Below are 21,857 nucleotides of genomic sequence, written 5' to 3'. Positions count from 1 at the left end.
CGTGGCCATGCTCAAACATAGAGGTCTAGCCGGCCCGCCAGCGGGACGATGCGCGTGCGCACGCCCGCCACAGGCGTGGGCGATGGTTCGTCGCTGGGCCGACCCGCTGCACCGGGCGTGTCGCTGGGGGCCTGGCGGCGCGGCAGGGTCTCGCCGGAGACGCCACCGCCGGTGAGGGTCAGCCCGGCTTCGTGCAGGGCCGCCGCCAAATGCGAGAAGCTGGCCTCCAGCGCGGCGCGCGTGGCACTGGCGCTGGCGGCAAATTCCACCTGGGCGTGTTGGCCCGCAATGGCGATGTGGATGCTCACCGTGCCCATGTCGGCCGGACGCAGGTGGAGCTGGGCCTCGTGGACGCCTTGCCGGGTGAGGACGGTGATGTGCTGTGCCAGCGCATCCGGGAAATCCGGGTCGTGCACGGGCGTGGCCAGCGTGGCGCTGGGCGGGGCACTTGTTCCTTCGGCGCGGGGTGTGGCGTGCGCGGGGGCGACCGCACCGACCATCCACGGCATCGGGCCTGGGCCTGCCGCATCGGCGCCGTGCGCCTCCAGGGGGGGCGGGCTCGGGAGGGGGGCGCCGGCCGGGGGGGGCTCGGTGGCCTCCGTCATGAAAAGCGTTGGCGCGGCTGGATCCGAGGGCGCGGCCGCCGGCGGCTCGGGCGGGGCCTCGGGCCTTGGCGTTTGCAGCTCGAATGCCTGCGTCGGGAGGGCGGCTTTGCCCTCGCGCGCGGGGGACAGCGGGTCTGCTTTGTGCGGGCCTTCGGCGCCTGCCTCGGGCTTGATCGGCGAGGCCGGGGGCTCGGGCGGGCTCCACCACCATGCCGCCATGGGCTCGCCGTTGCCGGAGGTCGAGGCCGGCTCCTCGTCGTCGGTGTCCTCGGCCGGTGGCGAGTCGGGATCGGCTTGCGCAGGCGCTGCGGCTGCGTCCATGGGCTGCGCGACTCGGTCGGGCAGGGGGGGCCGAGTCTCGGCCGTGCTGGGCCGGGGGGGTGGGGTCTGCGGCGTGGCTTGGACTGCGGCGCGTGGGGCGGGTGCCGCCCCGTGGGCGTGTTGCAGCCAGCGGCCGAAATCGGATGCCTCCGCATCGGCTCGGGCGCTGCCGGCACGGACCGGGGACGTGCTTCCCACACCCCCGGGGGTGGGCGTCAGCGCAAAGGGCAGGGCGGTGACGGACATGGGGCTTCCTTCAGGCCAGCGCCAAGTCGCCGGAGTCGGCGGCACCACGGGACCAGGCCATGCGTGCGGCTTGTTCGTCCGTGAGCTTTTGCTCTTGCCGCTGGCGGGCCAGCGCCAGCTCGCCTTGGCGGCGTTCGATCAACTTGCGGATGGACGCTGCCCGCGTCTCGCGTTCGCGCAAGGATTGTTGGGCTTGCTCGAGGTGGTGTTGCAGGCGTTGCACCGTGGCTTGTTGCTGCGTGCTGGCTTGATCCAGGCGCGCCATGAAGTCTTGGTAGCACTGCAGGATCGGTGCCGTGCCTTCGATGCGGAAGCGCTCACTCCAGCGCTGCTGGTAGTCGCGACGGTAGTCGTCGAGTTGTCGGGCCTGTGCGCGGGCAGCATCCATCTGGTGCTGCAGGCGCAGCACGACCTGGTGGGCCTGCTGGCATTCCTTTTCGGCCACTTCGAGGGCCAGGGTCAAGGGATGGAGCCGAGGGTGCATGGTGTGTCCTGGGGGCTAAGTGGGGGGCAGTCAGCGAGGGGCAAGGCAGTCCATCATGCGGCGCACGCTGTCGGCCAAGGGAGCGCATTCACGCATGTCTTGTTGCAGCAGAGCGCGGATGGCAGGCCAGGCCTGAACGGCGGCGTCGAGTTCGGCGTCTTGGCCAGGCACGTAGGCGCCCAGCTGCAACAGGTCGCGGCTGCGGTTGTAGCGGGCCAGCATCTGGCGCAGACGGCGCGCGGCCTCGAGGTGATCGGCGGTCACGACGTTGTGCATCACGCGCGAGGCGGACTTTTCCACGTCGATGGCCGGATAGTGGCCCGATTCGGCCAACTCGCGCGTCAGCACGATGTGGCCATCGAGAATGGCCCGCGCGGCATCGGCAATCGGGTCTTGCTGGTCATCACCTTCGCTGAGGACGGTGTAGAACGCGGTGATGGAGCCCAGGCCGTTGAGCCCGTTGCCGCTGCGCTCGACGAGCTGAGGCAGCTTGGCAAAACAACTCGGGGGGTAGCCTTTGGTGGCGGGGGGCTCACCGATGGCCAGGGCGATTTCGCGTTGCGCCATGGCGTAACGGGTGAGCGAGTCCATCAGCAGCAGCACATGCTGGCCGCGGTCGCGAAAGTGTTCGGCGATCGCGGTGGCGTAGGTGGCGCCTTGCATGCGCATCAGCGGCGGCGCGTCGGCCGGGGCGGCCACCACGACCGAGCGGGCCAAGCCGTCCTCGCCGAGGATGTCTTCGATGAACTCCTTGACCTCGCGGCCGCGTTCACCGATGAGACCCACGACGATGACATCGGCACGGGTGTAGCGCGCCATCATGCCCAACAAGACCGATTTGCCCACGCCCGAGCCCGCGAACAAGCCGATGCGCTGGCCGCGGCCCACCGTGAGCAAGGCGTTGATCGCTCGCACGCCGGTGTCCAGCGGTTCGCGCACTGGGTCCCGGTCCATCGCGTTGATGGGGCGGCGCACCAGGGGTTCGTTGTGGACGTCGGTGATCGGACCTTTGCGGTCCAGCGGCCGGCCGTGGGAGTCGACCACACGGCCAAGCAGTCCATCGCCCATGGGCAGGTGCAGGCTGCGGTCTTCGCTGCGGCGCCAGGGGTGGCTGACTTGCCCGAGCTTCGGCGGGGTGATGGGGCTGGCCAGTGGCACCACGCGGGCACCACTGGCCAGCCCGTGGACCTCGCCGGTGGGCATCAGGTAGGCACGGTCACCGGCGAAGCCCACCACCTCGGCCTGGACCGGAGGCTGGCCGTCCATGCGCACTTCGCATACCGAGCCCACGGGCACACGGATGCCGGCAGCCTCGAGCACCAGGCCGGCGACTTTGACGAGGGTGCCCTGAGTCTCCAAGCCCAGCGGCGCGGCGGCAAAGCTGCGCAAGTCTTCGAGGTACTGATGCCAGGCTGCGAGTTTGACCGCAGCCGTGTCGGGGCCGCTCATGTGCTGTCCTCTCCTGGGGTGGGGCCATCGTCGTCCTGCCAGTGGCTGTCGTGGCCCAGGGCGGCGGCCGCGCGGCGCCAGCGGGTTTCGAGGCTGGCATCGATGAGGCCGATGTCGGATTCCACGATGCAGCCGCCACGGCGAATGTCCGGATCGCTCACCAGCCGGGCGCCTCGGCTGTCCAGGTCGAGCTGACCCTGCTGGGTGAGGAACTGGTAATCGTCAGGGTGCAGTCGCACGCGGATGTGACGGGCCGAATGCACCAGGGCATTGAGAGCCTCTTGGGCCACCGCCTGGATCAGCTCGGGGCGTGTGCTCAACTCGCTGCGCACGACTTGGCGGGCGATTTCCACGGCCACCCGCGACAACCCCTGCGCGAGCTGTTGCTCCATCGCATCGAGCTGTGCGCGGAACGATGCTGCCACGGCGGCCACTTGGGCCGTGACCTGGGTGGCATAACTTTGTTTGAACCCGTCCAGCGCGACCAGCCCGTCACGGTAGCCGTCTTTGTAGCCGGCCTGTCGGGCTTCGGCGATCTGTGCCTGCCACTGGGCTTCGCGCTCTTGTTCGGTGGGCTGCGGAGCCGGCGGCACGCCTGCGGCGGGCGCAGCGGCCGACTCGTCGGTAAAGGAGTCGGGACTCCAAGCCGAGAACGAGTGCAGCTCTTCTCGTGGGATGAAGCGGCTGTACAGTGGGGTGGCCATGGGCATGTGGTGGGGTTTCAGACGAAGCCGTCATCGCCGCCCATCGACAGCACGATCTGCCCTTCGTCGGCCAGGCGGCGCACGATCTTGAGCAACTCTTTCTGCTCGGCTTCCACTTCGGACAGGCGCACCGGGCCGCGGGATTCCAAGTCCTCTCGCAGTGTTTCGGCCGCGCGTGAAGACATGTTGCTGAAGATCTTCTCGCGCAGCTCGGGCGAGGCGCCTTTGAGGGCGATGACGAGCGACTCGGTCTGCACCTCTTTGAGCAGGGTCTGGATCCCTCGGTCGTCGATCTTCATCAGATCGTCGAAGGTGAACATGTTGTCCATGATCTTCTGGGCCAAGTCGGGGTCGATTTGACGGATGTAGTCCAGCATCGGACCTTCGACGGTGGAGCCCATCAGATTGATGATTTCGGCGGCGGTTTTCACGCCGCCGAGCGAGGCCTTGCGCAGCTTGTCTCCGCCGGCGAGCACCTTGGAGAGCACCTCGTTGAGGTCTTTCAAGGCCGAGGGTTGGATGCCGTCGAGCGTGGCCACACGGATCATGACCTCGTGGCGGGTGCGCTCGGCGAAGTGCTTGAGCACTTCGGCGGCTTGGTCGAACTCCAGGTGCACCAAGATGGCGGCAATGATTTGCGGATGCTCGTTGCGCAGCAGCTCGGCCACGGAGGCCGGGTCCATCCACTTCAAGCTCTCGATCCCGGAGACATCGCCGCCTTGCAAGATGCGGTCGATCAGCAGGTTGGCCTTGTCCTCGCCCAAGGCCTTGCGCAACACCGACTTGACGTATTCGTCGGTGTCATTGACGAGCATGCTTTGATCGGAGGCGTCGGCCGTGAAGCGGTCCAGCACCGACTCGACCCGCTCGCGGGGGACGACCTTCATTTTGGCGATGGTCTCGCCCAGGCGTTGCACCTCTTTCGGTGTGAGGTGCTTGAAGACCTCAGCGGCTTCCTCCTCGCCGAGCGACATGAGGAGGATGGCCGAGTCTTGCAGTCCGTCTTCGTCCATGGTGTCTTTCGATGCAGTGTGAGACCGAGCCTCAGTTCAGGCGGCAGCCTCCTTGCTGACCCAGCTGCGCACGATGTTGGCCACGGCCGCGGGGTTTTCCCGTGCCAGGCGGCGCGCTGCTTCGAGCTTGTCGTTGTTGTCGGGGGAGGCCAACAGCGGCATGCCAGCGGGCGCTTGCTCGCCATCGGCCAGCGGCGGCAGGGCCTGCGGCTCGTCGATCACGGCATCCACCTTGGTCGCTGTGGGGGCTGGGGCCGTTGCGGCCTTGAGCGCCGGACGCACCACGCCCAGCACGATCAGCAATGCCACCAGGCTCAGCGCCAAGGGCACGGCGAACTGACGCAACAGCTCCAGCATCTCGGGCTGCTGCCACCACGCAGGCTCAGTGGGTTCTTCGGGCTTGGTGATTTGGAACGGGGCATTGATGACCTGCAGGGAGTCGCCGCGCTCGGCGGAAAAGCCGATGGCCTCGCGCACGAGGGTGGTGAGCTTTTGCAGTTCCTCTTCGCTCAAAGGCACTTGGGTGGTGCGGCCGCGCGCGTCGGTCTGGGTGCGGTGATTGACCACCACGGCCGCGCTCAATCGTTTGATGGTGCCTGTGGCGTTGCGCGTGACGCGCACAGTCTTGTCCACCTCGTAGTTGGTCACGGCCTCGCGGCGCACTTGGGCGGTGCCTCCACCGCCACCGTTGGCCGCTTGCAAGGCTTGGGCCGGGCCGTTGATGGGCGCTTGGGCCGGCACGGGCGGCTGGTTGGAGACCGCACCCGGCACGCCGGTGGGGACGGGGCCGTCGGTTTGGGTCGACTCCATGTGCTGCATGCTGCGCACGGCGGCCGGCTCACCGCCTTGGTTCGGGCGAAATTGCTCGGAGGTCGATTCGCTCTGCGAGAAATCCACTTCGGCGGTGACCTGGGCGCGCAGGTTGTCACGGCCGACCACCGGCTCCAAGATGTCGGTGATGCGGCGTGTCAGCGTGGACTCGATCTGAGCCACGTATTGGAGTTGCTGGGCATCGAGCCCCTGGGCCTTGCCCTCAGGAGAGTCGGTCAGCAGATTGCCGTTTTGATCGACGACCGAGACGGCTTTGGGCGAAAGCTCGGGCACGCTGCTGGAGACCAGGTGCACGATGCCGGCGATCTGCGCGCGGTCCAGGCTGCGTCCAGGATGCAGATGCACCAGCACCGAAGCCGAGGGCTTTTGCTGCTCGCGGAAGAAGCCGTTCTGGTTGGGCAGGGCCAGGTGCACTCGGGCGCTGCTGACGGCGGCCAGGGCTTCGATCGATCGGGTCAACTCGCCTTCCAAGCCGCGCTGAAAGGTCAGCCGCTCCTGAAACTGCGTGATGCCGAAGCGGGCGTTGTCCATCAACTCGAAGCCCACCGTCGAGCCTTTGGGCAATCCGGCCGAGGCCAAACGCAGCCGCACGTCGTGCACCCGGTCAGCAGGCACCAGAATGGCCGAGCCCCCGTCGGCATGCCGGTAGGGCACGTTCATCTGCGACAGCTGCGCGATGATCGCTCCGCCATCCTTGTCCGACAGGTTGGCGTAGAGCACCTTGTAGTCCGGCTTGACCGACCACAGCGACAGGGCCACGACGATGGCCACCAGGCCGGCCAGGCCAGCGCCCAACAGCAGCTTGCGTGAGGATGGCAAAGCGTTGATGCGCTGGATGAAGCTGCCGGCAGCAGGCGGGGCGGCCAGTGCGGGTGGCTGGTTCTGAGGCAGGGCGACGGCGTTGTCCATCGTGCAGCATCCCGGAGTGTTGGGCAGACCCCGGGAGGCCAGGCACGCAGCTGCGGTCCCCAGGGTGTCGTTGGGGACCGATTATTCGGACGGCCGGGTTCGCTCAAGGGCGGAAGAGGGCAGCAAACGGCCGCCAGTTCGATGCATCGCGCCGGCCCCGTGCCCTTACGATAGGTTCATCGGCGCGCGCAGCTCTTTCTTGAGAGGCTTGCTAGAGGAAGTCCCGGAAGTCCCGCGCGCAGGAGTGTGCACCATGGACGTTCGACTCAAGCCCTTCAACTTTCAGCAGGCCCTGGCCAAAAGCGGCATGGTGCTGCCGTCGCAAGCATCCAAGGCGGGCCAGGTCGAGGCGCGTGCCCCTGCCGTGGGCTTCTCGCAAGCCCTGCATCAAGCGCTCAAGACGGTCAGCGCCACCCAGATGCAAGCCTCCGAGATGCAGCGTCAGGTTCAATTGGGCAATCCCACCGTGTCTCTGGAAGAGACCATGGTCACGATGCAAAAGGCCCAAATCGGCTTCCAGGCGACCCTGCAGGTGCGCAACCGGCTCGTGCAAGCCTACACCGACATCATGAACATGTCGGTGTGAGACGGGTTGGTGTGAGGCGGCTCAAAACCCGAGGCTGGCCAGCAGATCATCGACTTGTTCCTGGCTGGTGACGACGTCTGTGCGTCCTTCCGGGTTGACCACCGGGCCATTCAGGAAGGTTTGCTCCACTTTGTGCACCTGGTCTGGCGGGGCGGTTTGTAGCAAGAGCTTGACGAGCTGGTCTTCGATGTCGGCGGCCAGCTTGACCACGCGGGCCACCACTTGGCCGGTCAGATCGTGGAAGTCCTGGGCCATCATGATGTCGGTGAGGTACTGGTCGATGCGTGCCGAGCGCGCTTCCACATCGCTGACGAAGTTCATCACGCTGCCACTGGCAACGGCGCGCACCGGGTCGGCCACGATGGCTTGGGCGATGCGACGTGTCTCGGCGGCGATTTGTTCGTGCTCCGCTTTGGCCTGATCCACCAGATTGAGCACCTTCTCGGCGGCCTCGCCCGTCTTGATGGCAATATAGTTCAGTCGGCTGCGGGCATCGGGCAGGCTTTCGGTGATCTCGCCCAGCTTGGGCATGAAGCCCAGCTGTGCCAAGGTGTCATGCAGGTTGCGCGTCATCTCGCCGATGCGTTGATACACCTCCGGCGAGGTGGTCAGGGGAGGGCTGGCGCCTTGGGAGTTGTTCGTGTCGCTCATGGCCTGCCTCACTTGCCCAGTTTCTGGAGGATTTTCTGCACCTTCTCCTCCAGGGTGGCTTTGGTGAAGGGCTTGACGATATAGCCGGCTGCCCCGTCCTGCGCAGCGCGCACGATGTCTTCCTTGCGGGCCTCTGCCGTGACCATCAACACCGGAATGTGCTTGAGCTTGTCGTCTTTCTTGATGGCCGACAACAGCTCGAAGCCGTTCATATTGGGCATGTTGATGTCGCTGACCACGAAATCGAAGTGGCCGTTTTGCAGCATCTGCAGGGCCACGGCGCCGTCTTCCGCTTCCTCGGCGTTGTTGTAGCCGATCTCCTTCAACAAGCCCCGCACGATGCGGCGCATGGTCGAGAAGTCATCGACGATGAGGAATTTCAGATCGGTGGCGGTACTCATGGGGAGTGTCCTCGCAGGGAAAACAGATGTTCGCAGGCTTATCGGCCGGGGGCAGGAAAACTAAAGTTTTCTCCCGCCGCCGAGGATGCGGCGGCCTCATGCACGGCCGGGGCCGTTCCGGCTTCGATGTCGGCGCCACGTTCGAAGCGCTCTTGGGCGTCTTTGTTCATCACGATGATGCTGATGCGGCGGTTGATCGGGTTGAGGGGGTTGTCCTTGTCCAGCAGCGCACTGGAGGCCAGACCGACCACCCGTACCACCTGCCCTTCGCGCAAGCCACCGGCCACGAGCTCCCGGCGCGAGGCATTGGCCCGGTCGGCCGACAGCTCCCAATTGCTGTAGCCGCGCTCGCCGCTGCTGTACGGCGCTGCATCGGTGTGGCCGGCCAAGGTCACCTTGTTGTCCACCTCCGACAGCACCTTGCCGATCTCACGCAGGATCGAGCGCATGTAATCTTTCACCAAAGCGCTGCCGGTATCGAACATCGGTCGGTTTTGCTCATCGACGATCTGGATGCGCAAGCCATCTTGGGTGATGTCCAGGCGAATTTGCGAGCGGAACTGCACCAGCAGCGGATTGTTCGTGACGGATTGCTCGATGCGCTGCTTCAATTCCTCCAGCCGGGCGGCTTCCTCGCGCTTGAGTTGCTCCTTGAGGGCTTGCAAATTGATGGTCTTGCGCTCGGCTTCGATGTCGCCACGGCGGACCTGCCCGGTCGTGCGCGTGAGGTCGGTGCCACCGCCTTTGATCACGTGCGAGGCGTCACCGGCGCCGCTGCCTCCGCTGAGCAGAGCGATCTTCAGGGGCGAGGAGAAATAGTCGGCAATGCCCTTGCGGTCTCCTTCGGTGGTCGATCCCAGCAGCCACATCAGCAGGAAGAAGGCCATCATCGCCGTGACGAAGTCGGCATAAGCGATTTTCCAGGCGCCGCCGTGATGGCCATGGCCTCCCTTCTTGACCCGCTTGATGATGATCGGTTGCAGCTTTTTCGAGTCGCCGGCCATGGTGGGTTCCGATCAGGCTTTCTTGCCCTTGACGTGGCCTTCGAGTTCCGAGAAGCTCGGCCGCTCGGTGGAATACAGCACTTTGCGACCGAATTCCACCGCAATCTGCGGCGCATAACCCTGCATGCTGGCCAGCAAGGTGGTTTTGATGCACTGCAACTCTTTGGTGGCTTCGTCGTTCTTCTGCTCCAACAGGCCGGCCAAGGGCTCCACGATGGCGTAGGCCAGCAAGATCCCCAGGAACGTCCCGACCAGGGCCGAGCCGATCATGGCGCCCAGCACGGCCGGAGGCTGGCCCACCGAGCCCATGGTGTTGACCACCCCGAGCACCGCGGCCACGATGCCAAACGCTGGCAAGCCGCCAGCGACACGCTGAATCGCCGCAGCCGGTGCATGGGCTTCGTGGTGATGAGTTTCGATCTCGCTGTCCATCAGCGATTCGATTTCATGGGCATTCAGGTTGCCGGAGACCATCATGCGCAGGTAATCCGTGATGAATTCCACGACATGGTGGTCGCTGCCGACGGTGGGGTACTTCTTGAACAGTGGCGATTCGTGCGGAGCCTCGACATCTTTTTCGATCGCCATCAGCCCTTCCTTGCGGGCTTTTTGCAAGATGTCATAGAGCAAAGCCATCAGCTCCATGTATCTGGCCTTGGTGTATTTGGACCCCTTGAGCAGCTTGGGGATGCTTGCAAACGTGGCTTTGAGCACCTTGGGCTGGTTGTTGACGATGAACGCCCCAAAAGCCCCCCCTCCGATGACCATCAACTCGGTGGGCAAGGCGTGCAAGATGACAGCCATGTTGCCGCCGTGGATGATGAAGCCGCCAAAGATGCAGCCCAGCGCCACGATGTAACCGACGATGACGAACATGTTGCGGGTCTTTCCAGGTGGGTTGACGCACCACGGGCAGTGCGCGCTTTGACCGGGGTCCCAGGGGATATCGACCGCTTGGCCTCTGACTTGAGCCCGTCTTGGGGGAACCAAAAAGCACGGGCTCGCAGGGAGCCCGTGGTCAAGGCGCCAGCGAGGCGCTCAGGAGGAGACGACGGATGAAACTTCGCCGCGGCGGCAATCAGTGCACCTGCAGGCCGCCGGACTTGCCTTTGCCGGCACGTGCCGGTGGATTGCACAAGCCGCACACGAAATGTTTGGCGATCTCATGAGGGTAGGTGACGAAATGCCCACCGCACTTCGAGCACCGGGTCATGCTCAGCATGCCGTTGTCGATGAACTTCACCAAGCGCCAGGCGCGGGTGATCGACAGCTGGGGCTCCAGCCCTTGCGAGCGGACTTGCTCCAGGTACAAGCGGTAGGCTTTGATCACCAAGTCGATGTCGTCAAGCTCGACCGCTTTGTTCAGATATTCGTGGATGTTGAGGAACAGCGACGCGTGAATGTTGGGCTGCCAGGTCATGAACCAATCGGTTGAAAACGGCAGCTGACCCTTGGATGGCGACTTGCCGGCGACTTCTTTGTACAGACGCAGCAGCCGTTCGTAGGACAGGTCCGTTTCGGATTCCAGCACTTGCAGCCGGGCGCCGAGCTGGATCAGCGTGACGGCTCGCTCGATTTGCTTGGCTTCGGACAGGATGCTCTTGGTGCGCATGACAGGCTCCCTGGTGCTCAGGCCAACGGGGGGGGATCAGGCAGCCTCTTGATGGCGGCCGGCCATCAGAATGCTGGCGTGCAGGCGGGCCGTGGCATCGTTGGCGGCCGTCTTGCCATGGTTGGTCAACAGACCCCACACCAGATCGTCATCCATGCGGAAGCGGCACAGCAGCGTATTGCCCGAGGCAATGCGCATGATCTGGGCGGGCGTCAAAGCGGCGATCAGGTCGGCGGTTTCCTCGGAGATTCCCAGGCGGAACAGGGCTTCGGCACGGTCGGTGCGGATCAGGTTTTGCGCCAACATCAGATAAGACAGGTTGGCTTCGCGGATCTCGGCGAGGATCTGTTCGGTCTGCGGGTTCATGGTCGGCTCCTTCGTTTCTTCCTGCGGTGTGCGATGGGATCCTGGGCTTGATGTGGCTGATCCCGTGAGACGCACTTTAGGAGGAGACGAAAAGAGCCGATATCAGGGCCTTTCTGTTCGTCGTGTCGCAGTTTTCGTAGGGCGTGTCGGAAAAATTCCTACATGCGGTGCTCTCAAGGCTGCGTCCAGGCGGCTTTCCACTCCTCCAGCGCGGCGCCTTCGAGCATCCACTGCGAGCGAACCGCCTCCCGCAGCGCATCTCCAGCGCGCGCGGCGGCATCGAGATCATGGGTGTGCATGCGAATGGCCTCCACCCAATCCTTGAAACGGTTCTTCACGCGTGTGACGGGCAGCTCGTCGTCCCGGTAGCAGCGGATATCGCTGCAAACGACGGGATAGCCGCAGATCCCGTATTCGAGCAGGCGAAGATTGCTCTTGCACTCGTTGAACTGGTTGTGTTCCAGTGGGGCCAGCGCCAGGTCGAGGTCCAGGCCTGCCAGCATGGCGGGATACTGATCGATGGGCACGCCCTTATAGACTTCGTCGACCACATCGACAATCTCTGCCGGGCACAGTCCAAAGAAGACCCATTCGACCTCACCGGCAAGTGCCTTCACGACATCGATGAGCAGCGCCAGGTCTCCGGCATGGCCCGCACCTCCGGCCCATCCCACGCGCGGCTTCTTGCCCCGTCGGCGTCGCGGTTTCACATCCGACCACCAAGCCGTCGGCAGCTTGTTCTTGACCACGCGGATGTCGGGGTGCAAACCCTCGAAAGCCTCGGCCAGCGCATCGGTGGAGACGACGAACCGATCGACATACCCGAGGGCTTGCCGCAAAGACTTGACCGCGTCCTTGGGGATGTTCTTGCGGTAGGCGCTTTTGATCGGAAGGTTGGGCAAGTAGTCGTCCAGTTCATACACTTTGAAGGCTCGAGAGAAGGCCTTCATCCGACGCATGGACTCCAGTTGTTGCTCGGTGAGCTGACGCTGCAACACGATGGCATCCGGATCCAAGCGCGCCAGTTCGGCAGGCAGCAGCAGGGTGTCCGACAGCAGGCCTTCGATGTGGCCGCTGCGGCGCATGGCTTCATGAGGTTGAATCACCCGGTAATGACCGCAGCCCCAATGGTCGGCCATGTGGGCCAGCACGATGGGCGCGGGGCGCCAGCTCAGTGGACGCCAGACCAGATCGACCCTCGATTCGAAGGAAAAACCTTTGTCGTTGAGCGAGAGGTTGCGGTTGTAGGCCGGATCGTTGGCAATGATGGGCATCCACTTTGCATACAGAGCGTCTTGCTCCGCAAGGAAACGCTGTCGTTTGGCCTCGGCCGCTTGAGGATCGAGTTGCTTTTGACTCACGCTGCCTTCATGCATCACCAAGGCATGGGGCGTCCACACGTTGAGATAGCCGGCCGATGCGACCTTCAGGCACAAATCCACATCGTTGTAAGACACCTTGAAGTCGACCTCGTCCATGCCACCGACCTCTTGGTAGACGGACTTGCGGATCATCAGGCAGGCGGCCGTGACGGCGCTGTAGTTTTGGTCGACCCGAAGGCGTTGCATCGTGCCGGGAGAGTCCAGAGCCTCTCCCGTGAAAGGATGTTCTGCCGGGCCCCGCAGCCCCAAGACCACCCCCGCATGCTGGATGGTGCCGTCCGGATAGAGAAGCTTGGCGCCAACGGCGCCGACTTCTGGGCGCTGCGCATGGTTGAGCAGCGCGTCCAGCCAATGAGGGTCGATGATCGCGGTGTCGTTGTTGAGCAGCACCAGATACTCGCCTCGCGCGTGCTCGACGGCCAAGTTGTTCATGGCCGAGAAATTGAAGGGGTGGTCGTAACGCAGCACTCGAATGCGATCCTCCCCGAAGGAGGCTACCGCTTCCAGCCACTGACGCGCCTCTTCGGTGGCACTTTGGTTATCGACGATGAGCAGCTCGTAGTTCTGGTATCGGGTCTTTTCCAACAAGCTTTCGACGCAGCGTCGTAGAAGCGCCAGTTGGTCGCGCGTGGGGATGATGATGCTGACCAGCGGTTGCGAGGCGTGCCCGTACTCGATGCGGTACAGTCGAGGTTGGTCTTGATGCACCTGGGCAAATTCGTAGCCGCGCGATCGAAGATGACGAAGAAGGGCGGCACGCTCTTGTGGCACGTCGATGGGCAGGGGAGGAGAACCGATGAGTAAAGGTTCGTGGACATGCCCCAGACCCGTCAATCCGTCCTTTTCGATCAGGCGAAGCAGCAGGTCGAACTCCGCGGCTGGGCCGGCGTCCGGATCCAAGCCCCCCAACGCCTCGAAATGCGCGCGGTGGAAACACCAGTGCGATGCCATCGCGGCCGGAAAGCTCAAGAAGAGATCCAGATTGAAATCCGGACGAAATGCGGCACCGAGTGAGCCATCGGCAGACCGATACAAAAGGTCTGCAAACACCGCGCGGCAGTCCTTGGCTTCGCAGAGTTCGAGCGTGAGGATGGACAGGCCGTTGGGCGTGAACAGATCACCGGCTTGAACCCTCAAGGCCCATGGACAACCACTGTGGTGAATGGCGTCGTTCAGCGCATGGATCTCGGCCCCCGGTGCATGGGGATGAACGACAGGGGTGCCCGGAAGACCGGTGGCGTCGATCGAAGCGTCCAACACCACATGAACCTCGACCTTGGCGCCCAGGCGACAAGCCTGTTCGAGGCTATGCAAGGTGGCTACCAATGCCTCCCGTGCGCCTGCTTGCGCGGTGATGAACACGGCCAACGGTGGGGTGCCCGAGGTTGCGGCCAGACGGCGTGAAATCTCTGCTTCCTGGGAGGGAGACAATGTCCGTGCGGCCAGCCACTGTTCCAGCGTGGGTGGACGTGCCTGTGGTCGGTGCTGGTTTTTGTCACTTTCCCCAAGCTCGGCGGCGGACTGTTGGTCTGGCAGCCGGAGTGGAGGTTGGTTCAACGGTTGATGAGCCGTGCCTTTCTGCTCACAGCTTCCCCCGGGAAGCTTGGCGTGACTTCTCACGGGGAGGGTTTGATAAAACCCGTTGATGCTGAATTTGATTCCTGTGACGGCTTCTTGCAGTTCAATCTCTTGTGCAAGCAGTGGTCTTGCGTCGCAGGGTTCCCCGGTCAGCAGTCGGATGACCTCTTCGGCCAAAGGGATGATTTCCAAAGGTGTTCCGACACGAGGTTCGGCAACGGAACCGAGTTTCCTCAAACTGTAGTAGATCCCGCGAAGTAGCACATACTCCAATCGAACCTTGGGCCAATAACACCACTCCAGATCGAACAGCTGATATTCGCTTCCGTGCCCAATGAAGTTGAAGGGGGTGGCATCGAGATATTGGCCATCCAAGTAGGATTGGCCGTTGATGTGATGAGTTTTTGAAGCCAAGTGCTCATATAGAGGTCGCATCCACTGTGCGATCAGTTCCGTATGCCACCCTGGTTGATTCATCACAGGTAGCAAACGGTTGAACAAAAGTTCGCCCGGCAACAGCGGCTCATCCGCTTCGAATCGCATCCATGTCGTGGCCGATGTGGGATTCAATAGACGCCGTCGTACGCGCAGCGCTCCTTCGACGCGATGGATCGCCACTTCTTTGGCCAGATGGCTGCGTCGAAGGCCGGAATATGTGTAGGCAATGTCTTCTTGGTCAACCGGAGGCAAAGGCGATGTGGAAGCGATCACGACGAACGCATTGGCCATGTCGCCCAAGAGGTCATTCTCGATCAAGGATCGAAAGGCACATCCCTCGGAAAAAAGCGGGTCTCGGCCCGCGTTGTGGCCCACCGTATGGCATGCCGAAAGCAGGTTGTACAAGAGTTCGGCAGGCGCGCTCCGTGCGTTTTCGCTCAAAACCAAAAACGCTTTTCGGTGGTCTGGGAAGGGGTAGTAGAACTTTTGATGTACCAACCCATGCTGATTCAATGCACGAATCAGCTCTCGTCGGCCAGGAGCCGTCAGCCGTCCGTCTTGGGTCAGGCCTTGGATGCCGGCAAAGTCCCAAGCCGAACCGGCTTGAGCCGCACCTGCCCAATATCGAAGTCCAAGGCGGTTGTCGCTCATCAGGATCAGGCAACCACCGGGACGCAAGTGGCGCTGAGCCGTCTGGCTGGCTTCGCTCAGTTGCGTCGCTGCACCCGGGTCGGCAATCAGTACCACGTCGTAGTCGTTACATGTGGGGCCTGTGCTTGGGCGGGCGAGATCGGACGTGACAGACACGTTAGGAAGGTCCGCGCATCGAATTTCAGCCGCTTGCATCATCAACGGATGCGTTTCATAGGCTGTGACCTGGGCGCCAATTTCACCCATGAATCTGCTGCGGGTGCCAAAGCGTGCGCCGATCTCGAGCACTTTGCGTCCACGAAGCAACCGCTCGAGTGGACGCAAGGTGTTCGCACACGCAGAACCGAGGCAGTGATCGATGGACGCATCCAGGCACATTCTCGCGATGTCCTCTGAGGCCAATGAACGGTCATTGGCCGACTGCAGTGCGCTGAGAACACGTGCTTCGGTGCTCAAGGCGCTTGGCGCCGACTCGTCACTTTCGTTAAGCGCACACGTGTCGGTATCAGGAGCGTCGCGTTCGAGAGCTTTCGAGTTGAAGTAAACCGAAGTGTCTGCAGGGCGTGTGTACCGATAGCCATGCTGCTGCAGATATTGGTCGAGCAGTTGCTTGGCTCGCTGAGGGTCTTGCAGTTCGGTGGGAGTCAGCGGGTGTGTGTCGGGGCCGGCGAGAGTATCGGGTTGAGCGGTCAGAGCGGCCAGCTTGTGCGCATATTCGTCGGAGATTTTCGGCTTGTGAACCAGTGCGTGATATAGCAGTGCGTAGAAATGGTCTGAGGCGGCGGGGGTGAAAAAGCCTCCCTCGTGCCGCACGCGGCGCTCCAGCATCTCGCGTTGCCAACGAGCATCGTAGTATCCATCCCCGATGTAACGAAAGTCGAAGCGGACTTCTTGGCCTGCGATGTAGGTGGCATAGTGAACGCGATGGGCTTGAGGAAATACGCGGTGCGCGTTCATCACGTAGGCCATCTCGACATCGGATGTCGTCAGCAGATCGATGTCACCATGGGCCTCAGATGTGTATGCATCCGGGAAGTGCTCAAAGTTGCGTAGGACGACATATGGGATGGTTTCGTTCAGCACGTGCAAGAGCTGTGTCAAGTCTTTCCATCCGGCGGCACCAACGAGGTCGACCGACATCTGTGCAATGCGACCGTTCCATTGCTTTGGCAATCGCTCGATCAACTCGCTCATTGCCATTCCGAACAGCAACGCAATGTCATGACGTGCTTCGGCCTCACTGTCGGTGGCGTGAATGCGGTGCCCGCCACCGGTCCACTGTCGATAGCATTGCTTGGCATCGAAGGTGTTGACATTGACGATGCGCTTCCCTTTGGACGTTTCGCGCATCTCGTAGCGGGGATGGGGGTCGCGCAAGATCAACGCGAGGAACGGGCCGCGGCCACAATGGTCTTCTTTGAACGATCCTGGAGGCAGGTTTTGGCCGTAAAACCTACTGAAGTTTTCAGAGACCCTGTGCTTGCTCCATTGGACCTCGAAGGCGGCAAGAATCTGCATGCGGCGCCGCACATCGTCGATGATGCGTTGCTGCTTGGGGCGAGCATGCTCCCAAAGGATCATGAGATGGTGTTCGGCGGATTCTCGCGTCATGACGTAGTTCCTCACGAAAGTGGGAGCGTTCATCCCCCGGCAGGGGCGGCACGGTTGCCACTATAGGGATGGACGGCGCCCTGAGAAGAAGGAATAAACCGGTCATTGCCAGCTTCTCTCTCGGGCTGGGGGCAACCCGGCGGCGCCTCGTTCAAGCGATGGCACGTGAGTGCCGATAGTCTGTAGAGATCAGGCCGGTGGATCCGCCTGATTGTGCGGAGAAGTTCCTTTTTCTTGTCCTTGACAAAGCCCTAAAGTTGTTGTGCAGCCTGTCGATATCTCTGCTAACGGGCCCGAGCGATCGGCAACCCGTGGTCCGGGGACCAGCCGGCCGATGGTTCGACGAGGGGCACCTTCCTTCGATCGCATCTGAGGTGACTGCCGCCGGACGCAGCCAGCGTGAGCTGGCAAGGCCCAGCAGCCGCAAGGCGGCGGGGCTGAGGCAAAGCCGGCGTCCATGCCGGGAGTCATCGACATTGAAGGAGCACACATCATGGCTATGTCCATCAACACCAACGTCGTTTCGCTCAATGCGCAACGCAATCTTTCCAGCACGGCATCGTCGCTGGCCACCTCGATGCAGCGTTTGTCCTCGGGGCTGCGTGTCAACAGTGCCAAGGACGACGCGGCTGGCCTGGCCATTGCCGAGCGCATGGGCGCCCAGGTGCGCGGCATGAACGTGGCGATCCGCAATGCCAACGACGGCATTTCGCTGGCGCAAACGGCCGAAGGCGCCCTGGGCAAGATCGGCGACATGCTGCAGCGCATGCGTGAGTTGGCCGTGCAGTCGCGCAACGCCACCAACAGTGATGGCGACCGCGCCAATCTGCAAAAGGAATTCACCGAGCTTCAAAACGAGATCGGCCGGGTGATCAAGTCGTCGAACTTCAATGGCAAGGCCTTGTTCGACTCCAACGGCACGGGTTATGAAGCCACGTTGTCGTTCCAGGTGGGAGCCAACACCAGTGCCAATGACCGCATCGATGTGACGTCAGTGGACCTCTCCGGCACGGCAGTCGAAGGCGGAACGATCACCAGCGCGTCGGCGGCGGATGAGGTGATGTCCACCGTGACGACCACGGCCGCGACCTCTGGCGCCGATGGAATTGCCATCGGCGGCTGGACGACCGCGCCCGGCGACGTGGGGGCCGAGATCGACGAAGCGATCAACGTGATCGATCGTGCCCTGGAGGTCGTCAACGATCAGCGGGCCACCTTCGGTGCGGTGCAAAACCGCTTCGAAGCGGTGATCCAGACCCTGCAGGTCAGTGTGGAAAACCAAAGCGCTTCCCGCGGACGGATCTTGGATGCGGACTTCGCGGCCGAGACGGCCAATCTCTCGCGAGCGCAAATCTTGCAGCAGGCCGGCGTGGCCATGGTCTCGCAGGCCAATCAGCTGCCCCAGCAGGTCCTGTCGCTGCTGCGCTGATCCACGCTCGGCAGTTGGCTTCGCAGCCCGGCTTCGGCCGGGCATTTTTTTTCCGATGCGGATCTGGATGCAGATCTGAGGCGCAAATGCCTTGCTTTTTCGAGATTCGGCGCGTGAGGCGCGGTCTCACAATGATCCGAACCGAAATGGTGGAGCGCCGGCGCTCGAAGCCGGAGTCAGTCTTGATTCTTGAAGGAGAGCTGCCATGCCTCAGACCATCAACACCAATGTGGTTTCGCTCAACGCGCAGCGCAACCTCAACGCCTCTCAGTCCTCGTTGGCCACGGCCATGCAGCGCCTGTCATCCGGGCTGCGGGTCAACAGCGCCAAAGACGATGCCGCCGGCTTGGCGATTGCCGAGCGCATGAACACCCAAATCAAGGGCATGAACGTGGCGATCCGCAATGCCAACGACGGCATTTCGCTGGCGCAGACGGCCGAAGGCGCCTTGGGCAAGATGGGGGACATGCTGCAGCGCATGCGCGAGCTGGCCGTGCAGTCGCGCAACGCCACCAATAGCATTGGCGACCGGGCCAATCTGCAGAAAGAATTCCAGGAACTGCAGGAAGAGATTTTCCGTACCGTGAAATCGTCACGGTTCAATGGCAAATCCTTGTTCGATGGGACGGATGCCACCTTCGAGGCGACCTTGAGCTTTCAAGTGGGCGCCAACACCACGGCCAACGATCGCATCGATGTCGATTCGGTCAATTTGTCTGGCACGCCAGCCGAGGGCAGCACGATCACCAGCGCGTCGGCGGCAGCCGACGTGCTCGCCACGGTCACGACCACGGCAGCGACCTCGGGGGCCAACGGCATTGCGATCGGCGGCTGGACCACGGCGCCGACCGATCCTGGGGCCGAAATCGACGAAGCCATCAACGTGATCGATCGGGCGCTGGATGTGGTCAATGATTTGAGAGCCACCTTTGGTGCGGCGCAGAACCGTTTCGAAAGCGTGATCGCCAACTTGCAGGTGGCTGCAGAGAACCAGTCCGCCGCGCGAGGTCGCATCATGGATGCCGACTTCGCTGCCGAGACGTCGGAGCTGTCGCGAGCGCAGATCTTGCAGCAAGCCGGCACGGCCATGGTGGCGCAGGCCAACCAGCTGCCACAACAGGTGCTTTCGTTGCTGCAACGTTAAAGAGTACCGTTCAAGTCCGTCCGCGAGCGGCCGATAATCTGAGGGACGCAGCGTGCGACCGCAAGCCGCGCGCTGCGGTCCCGATCAGGAGTGTGACCGATGGCGACGATTTCGTCTCCAGGGATAGGCAGCGGCTTGGACGTGCAGGGCATCGTCTCCCAGCTCGTCGCGCTCGAACGTCGGCCGATCGACTTGCTCAAGCAACAGGCGTCCAAGCTGTCGACGCAGTTGTCGTCGTTCGGTCTGTTGCAAAGCTATGTGAGCAACCTGCAATCGGCCGCCACGCAGCTGACCCGCGCCAGCCTTTGGAGCCAGACCGCCGCGACATCCTCGGATACTGCCGCCGTCAGCGTCACGGCCTCGGCCGCTGCGGCCTCTGGCAGCTACAACGTCGAGGTGATGCAGCTGGCCAGGGCGCAGTCGCTGGCCTCGTCGGCCTACGCGGACAGCTCGGTCGTCCTGGGCCAAGGGACACTGACCTTCACCAAAGGCGATGGCAGCACGGCCAGCGTGACGATCGGCCCGACGGACACCACGCTGGCGGGCATTCGCGACCGCATCAATGCGGCTGCAGTCGGCGTCAGTGCGTCCATCGTGCGAGATGCCTCAGGGGCGCGCCTGGTCTTGACCTCCTCGGCCACCGGGCTGGATGCGGCGGTCACACGGATCGACGTGAGCGGAGATCCAGGCTTGCAAGCCTTGGCGTACGAGGCCGGTGTGCCCGGCGCAGTGCAGGAAACGCAAGCGGCCCGTAACGCGCTGGCTCGCATCAACGGGCTGGACATCGAATCCGTTTCCAACACTCTCAGTGGCGTGGTCGATGGATTGACGCTCACGCTGTCGCGAACCACCACGTCGGCGGTGGAGGTGCAAGTGTCGGCCGATGACCAGGCCGTGAAGAAGGCGGTGCAGGATTTCGTCAATGCCTACAACGACCTCAGCCGTTTTCTGGCCAAGGAAACCGCCTATGACGAAGCCACCAAGAAGGCGGGGTCTTTACAGGGCGACCGCACTGCCGTGGGCTTGGTGACCCAACTGCGCACTTTGGTGTCTCAGTCCTCGGCGGCGTCGAGCGTGTTTGCCACATTGTCCAGCGTTGGCGTAGAGATGCAGCGCGATGGCACGCTGACACTGAAGGAGTCTCGCTTCAGCGAGGCGCTCAATCAGCGCAGCGAATTGGCGGCAGCGTTCAGCCGGTCGGATTCGCTGGATCCGAGCTTGAACGGCTTTGGCGAGCGCTTCCGTTTGTTGACCAATGCGATCGTGGGGACCGAGGGCTTATTGACCGCGCGCACGGCAGGCTTGCGAGAGACCATTCGGCGCAATGAACAGCAACAAGCGCGCTATGAAGACCGAGTGGCCTTGGTGGAGCAGCGGCTGTTGCGCCAGTACCAGGCGCTGGACGCCAGCCTTGGCCAACTCAATAGCCTGAGCAATTATGTGAGTCAGCAAATGAGCGCGATCAACAATTGGAACAAGTCCAAGTGAGGCCGCGCGCCGCGTGGCACCGCTCAGCATGGGGGCCTGCATCGCAGGCCCTTTGTGCATTCGTGGGAAGGGGGGAAGGGTTCATTCTGATCTCAAGTGGGGCTTGCAGTGGTCGATATCACGGTCAAGACATCCATCACAGCGAGCAATGACCATGTTTGCACCCTTCCGAAGCCAAGCCACGGCCTACGGTCATGTCCAAGTCGAAACCGGTGTAGCCGCAGCCGACCCGCACAAACTGGTGGAGATGCTGTATGACGGAGCGCTGGATGCGATCGCACGGGCCCGCGGCGCCTTGGCTCGCGGGGATATCGAAGGCAAGTGCCACGCCATTGGCCAAGCCGTGCGCATCATCGAGGAAGGTCTGCGCAGCGCCTTGAATCGCAAAGACGGTGGCGAGTTGGCCGAGAACCTGAATCAGACCTACCTGTATCTGACGACCCGGCTGACGCAGGCCAACTTGCACAACGACGACGCTGCTTTGCAGGAATGCATCAGACTGCTGTCTCCGATTCGGGATGCCTGGGTGGCCATCAGGTCGTCGATCAAGTCATGAACCGAGTGCTGCGATCGATGTGGTCCGAGTCGTTCACGAACATTCCCCTTGCACCGGAGCCTTCCATGGATGACAACGCGCTGCTGGACTGCTACGAGGCCATCGAGCGCGCCAGTCAGGAGATGCTCGAAGCGGCGCGACGTGGCGACTGGGACCGGGTGGTACACCTCGAAGGTGCCTGCGCCGTGCTGATCTCGCGCCTGAAGCAGGCTGCCGTCGGACGCCAACTCGATCCAGAGCAGGCACGCGCCAAGCACCGCATGATGATGCGCATCCTGCACAATGACGCACAGATTCGCCAATTGGCCGAGCCCTGGTTGGATGACCTGGATCGACTGTTGGCTGCTTCGCCGCGTACACTGCATTGAGCGCGCCGGCCTCGTTGCCACCGGAGGCCG

The 21,857-nt window shown here is 62.9% G+C and carries 19 protein-coding genes; 6 read left to right on the top strand and 13 right to left on the bottom strand.

Annotation, left to right across the window (positions count from 1 at the left end; genetic code table 11):
• Positions 1-11: 11 nt before the first annotated feature.
• The 6 genes from CTA01S_RS04455 to fliF are packed head-to-tail and all read right to left on the bottom strand — an operon-like array spanning position 12 to position 6,562.
• A complete protein-coding gene (locus CTA01S_RS04455) occupies positions 12-1,172 on the bottom strand; it encodes a flagellar hook-length control protein FliK (RefSeq protein WP_157451292.1) in 1,161 nt (386 codons plus the stop codon).
• Between the two features lie 10 nt (positions 1,173-1,182).
• Positions 1,183-1,656, bottom strand: a complete 474-nt coding sequence (fliJ, locus tag CTA01S_RS04450; protein ID WP_084362294.1) for a flagellar export protein FliJ — start codon at positions 1,654-1,656, stop codon at positions 1,183-1,185.
• A gap of 30 nt (positions 1,657-1,686) precedes the next feature.
• Positions 1,687-3,105, bottom strand: a complete 1,419-nt coding sequence (gene fliI / locus CTA01S_RS04445) for a flagellar protein export ATPase FliI (protein ID WP_019559130.1) — start codon at positions 3,103-3,105, stop codon at positions 1,687-1,689.
• Entirely contained in the window at positions 3,102-3,809 is a 708-nt protein-coding gene (locus CTA01S_RS04440) for a FliH/SctL family protein (protein ID WP_232300988.1), read from the bottom strand. Before CTA01S_RS04440 ends, fliI begins: the two co-directional genes overlap by 4 nt.
• 17 nt (positions 3,810-3,826) lie before the next feature.
• The gene (gene fliG / locus CTA01S_RS04435) at positions 3,827-4,822 is read right to left on the bottom strand and encodes a flagellar motor switch protein FliG (protein ID WP_019559132.1); all 996 of its coding nucleotides are present in this window, start codon (positions 4,820-4,822) and stop codon (positions 3,827-3,829) included.
• A gap of 36 nt (positions 4,823-4,858) precedes the next feature.
• Positions 4,859-6,562 carry a flagellar basal-body MS-ring/collar protein FliF gene (gene fliF / locus CTA01S_RS04430; RefSeq protein ID WP_062192596.1) on the bottom strand — a complete coding sequence of 568 codons (1,704 nt, stop codon included), beginning with the start codon at positions 6,560-6,562 and terminating at the stop codon, positions 4,859-4,861.
• A gap of 253 nt (positions 6,563-6,815) precedes the next feature.
• On the opposite strand from fliF, the gene fliE reads away from it, so the two are divergent.
• A complete protein-coding gene (fliE, locus tag CTA01S_RS04425) occupies positions 6,816-7,148 on the top strand; it encodes a flagellar hook-basal body complex protein FliE (RefSeq protein WP_019559134.1) in 333 nt (110 codons plus the stop codon).
• A gap of 21 nt (positions 7,149-7,169) precedes the next feature.
• On the opposite strand, the gene CTA01S_RS04420 is transcribed toward fliE, so the two are convergent.
• From CTA01S_RS04420 to CTA01S_RS04390, 7 genes are all read right to left on the bottom strand, one after another.
• Positions 7,170-7,799 carry a protein phosphatase CheZ gene (locus CTA01S_RS04420; RefSeq protein ID WP_062192594.1) on the bottom strand — a complete coding sequence of 210 codons (630 nt, stop codon included), beginning with the start codon at positions 7,797-7,799 and terminating at the stop codon, positions 7,170-7,172.
• An 8-nt stretch (positions 7,800-7,807) separates the two neighbouring features.
• A complete protein-coding gene (gene cheY / locus CTA01S_RS04415; RefSeq protein WP_019559136.1) occupies positions 7,808-8,200 on the bottom strand; it encodes a chemotaxis response regulator CheY in 393 nt (130 codons plus the stop codon).
• A gap of 38 nt (positions 8,201-8,238) precedes the next feature.
• A complete protein-coding gene (motB, locus tag CTA01S_RS04410) occupies positions 8,239-9,204 on the bottom strand; it encodes a flagellar motor protein MotB (RefSeq protein ID WP_062192592.1) in 966 nt (321 codons plus the stop codon).
• 12 nt (positions 9,205-9,216) lie between these two features.
• Complete coding sequence (motA, locus tag CTA01S_RS04405) at positions 9,217-10,080, bottom strand: flagellar motor stator protein MotA (RefSeq protein ID WP_019559138.1); 864 nt, start codon at positions 10,078-10,080, stop codon at positions 9,217-9,219.
• A 202-nt stretch (positions 10,081-10,282) separates the two neighbouring features.
• Complete coding sequence (gene flhC, locus CTA01S_RS04400) at positions 10,283-10,816, bottom strand: flagellar transcriptional regulator FlhC (RefSeq protein ID WP_062192589.1); 534 nt, start codon at positions 10,814-10,816, stop codon at positions 10,283-10,285.
• Positions 10,817-10,852: 36 nt separating this feature from the next.
• Positions 10,853-11,182, bottom strand: a complete 330-nt coding sequence (flhD, locus tag CTA01S_RS04395) for a flagellar transcriptional regulator FlhD (protein ID WP_019559140.1) — start codon at positions 11,180-11,182, stop codon at positions 10,853-10,855.
• Positions 11,183-11,355: 173 nt separating this feature from the next.
• Complete coding sequence (locus CTA01S_RS04390) at positions 11,356-16,842, bottom strand: glycosyltransferase (RefSeq protein ID WP_232300987.1); 5,487 nt, start codon at positions 16,840-16,842, stop codon at positions 11,356-11,358.
• 493 nt (positions 16,843-17,335) lie between these two features.
• On the opposite strand from CTA01S_RS04390, the gene CTA01S_RS04385 reads away from it, so the two are divergent.
• The 5 genes from CTA01S_RS04385 (at position 17,336) to CTA01S_RS04365 (ending at position 21,827) form a co-directional block, all read left to right on the top strand.
• Positions 17,336-18,271: a flagellin N-terminal helical domain-containing protein gene (locus tag CTA01S_RS04385; protein ID WP_062192582.1), complete on the top strand. Its 936-nt coding sequence runs from the start codon at positions 17,336-17,338 to the stop codon at positions 18,269-18,271.
• A 205-nt stretch (positions 18,272-18,476) separates the two neighbouring features.
• Positions 18,477-19,415, top strand: coding sequence for a flagellin N-terminal helical domain-containing protein (locus tag CTA01S_RS04380; RefSeq protein WP_019559143.1), 939 nt, complete (start codon positions 18,477-18,479; stop codon positions 19,413-19,415).
• Positions 19,416-19,514: 99 nt separating this feature from the next.
• Positions 19,515-20,903, top strand: coding sequence for a flagellar filament capping protein FliD (gene fliD / locus CTA01S_RS04375; RefSeq protein ID WP_084362292.1), 1,389 nt, complete (start codon positions 19,515-19,517; stop codon positions 20,901-20,903).
• A 154-nt stretch (positions 20,904-21,057) separates the two neighbouring features.
• A complete protein-coding gene (gene fliS / locus CTA01S_RS04370) occupies positions 21,058-21,459 on the top strand; it encodes a flagellar export chaperone FliS (RefSeq protein WP_232300986.1) in 402 nt (133 codons plus the stop codon).
• Between the two features lie 65 nt (positions 21,460-21,524).
• Positions 21,525-21,827, top strand: a complete 303-nt coding sequence (locus CTA01S_RS04365) for a flagellar protein FliT (protein ID WP_019559146.1) — start codon at positions 21,525-21,527, stop codon at positions 21,825-21,827.
• The last annotated feature ends 30 nt before the right edge of the window (positions 21,828-21,857 follow it).

This window comes from Caldimonas taiwanensis NBRC 104434, assembly GCF_001592165.1.
In the GTDB taxonomy this organism is placed as follows: domain Bacteria; phylum Pseudomonadota; class Gammaproteobacteria; order Burkholderiales; family Burkholderiaceae_C; genus Caldimonas; species Caldimonas manganoxidans.
Note: the sequence above shows the minus strand (reverse complement) of the source record. Positions and strands in the feature narration are given on the sequence as shown.

Coding starts and splice junctions, on each gene's coding strand:
- CTA01S_RS04455 (WP_157451292.1), bottom strand. CDS start 1,172: ATGTCCGTCACCGCCCTGCCCTTTGCGCTGACGCCCACCCCCGGGGGT.
- fliJ (WP_084362294.1), bottom strand. CDS start 1,656: ATGCACCCTCGGCTCCATCCCTTGACCCTGGCCCTCGAAGTGGCCGAA.
- fliI (WP_019559130.1), bottom strand. CDS start 3,105: ATGAGCGGCCCCGACACGGCTGCGGTCAAACTCGCAGCCTGGCATCAG.
- CTA01S_RS04440 (WP_232300988.1), bottom strand. CDS start 3,809: ATGGCCACCCCACTGTACAGCCGCTTCATCCCACGAGAAGAGCTGCAC.
- fliG (WP_019559132.1), bottom strand. CDS start 4,822: ATGGACGAAGACGGACTGCAAGACTCGGCCATCCTCCTCATGTCGCTC.
- fliF (WP_062192596.1), bottom strand. CDS start 6,562: ATGGACAACGCCGTCGCCCTGCCTCAGAACCAGCCACCCGCACTGGCC.
- fliE (WP_019559134.1), top strand. CDS start 6,816: ATGGACGTTCGACTCAAGCCCTTCAACTTTCAGCAGGCCCTGGCCAAA.
- CTA01S_RS04420 (WP_062192594.1), bottom strand. CDS start 7,799: ATGAGCGACACGAACAACTCCCAAGGCGCCAGCCCTCCCCTGACCACC.
- cheY (WP_019559136.1), bottom strand. CDS start 8,200: ATGAGTACCGCCACCGATCTGAAATTCCTCATCGTCGATGACTTCTCG.
- motB (WP_062192592.1), bottom strand. CDS start 9,204: ATGGCCGGCGACTCGAAAAAGCTGCAACCGATCATCATCAAGCGGGTC.
- motA (WP_019559138.1), bottom strand. CDS start 10,080: ATGTTCGTCATCGTCGGTTACATCGTGGCGCTGGGCTGCATCTTTGGC.
- flhC (WP_062192589.1), bottom strand. CDS start 10,816: ATGCGCACCAAGAGCATCCTGTCCGAAGCCAAGCAAATCGAGCGAGCC.
- flhD (WP_019559140.1), bottom strand. CDS start 11,182: ATGAACCCGCAGACCGAACAGATCCTCGCCGAGATCCGCGAAGCCAAC.
- CTA01S_RS04390 (WP_232300987.1), bottom strand. CDS start 16,842: ATGACGCGAGAATCCGCCGAACACCATCTCATGATCCTTTGGGAGCAT.
- CTA01S_RS04385 (WP_062192582.1), top strand. CDS start 17,336: ATGGCTATGTCCATCAACACCAACGTCGTTTCGCTCAATGCGCAACGC.
- CTA01S_RS04380 (WP_019559143.1), top strand. CDS start 18,477: ATGCCTCAGACCATCAACACCAATGTGGTTTCGCTCAACGCGCAGCGC.
- fliD (WP_084362292.1), top strand. CDS start 19,515: ATGGCGACGATTTCGTCTCCAGGGATAGGCAGCGGCTTGGACGTGCAG.
- fliS (WP_232300986.1), top strand. CDS start 21,058: ATGTTTGCACCCTTCCGAAGCCAAGCCACGGCCTACGGTCATGTCCAA.
- CTA01S_RS04365 (WP_019559146.1), top strand. CDS start 21,525: ATGGATGACAACGCGCTGCTGGACTGCTACGAGGCCATCGAGCGCGCC.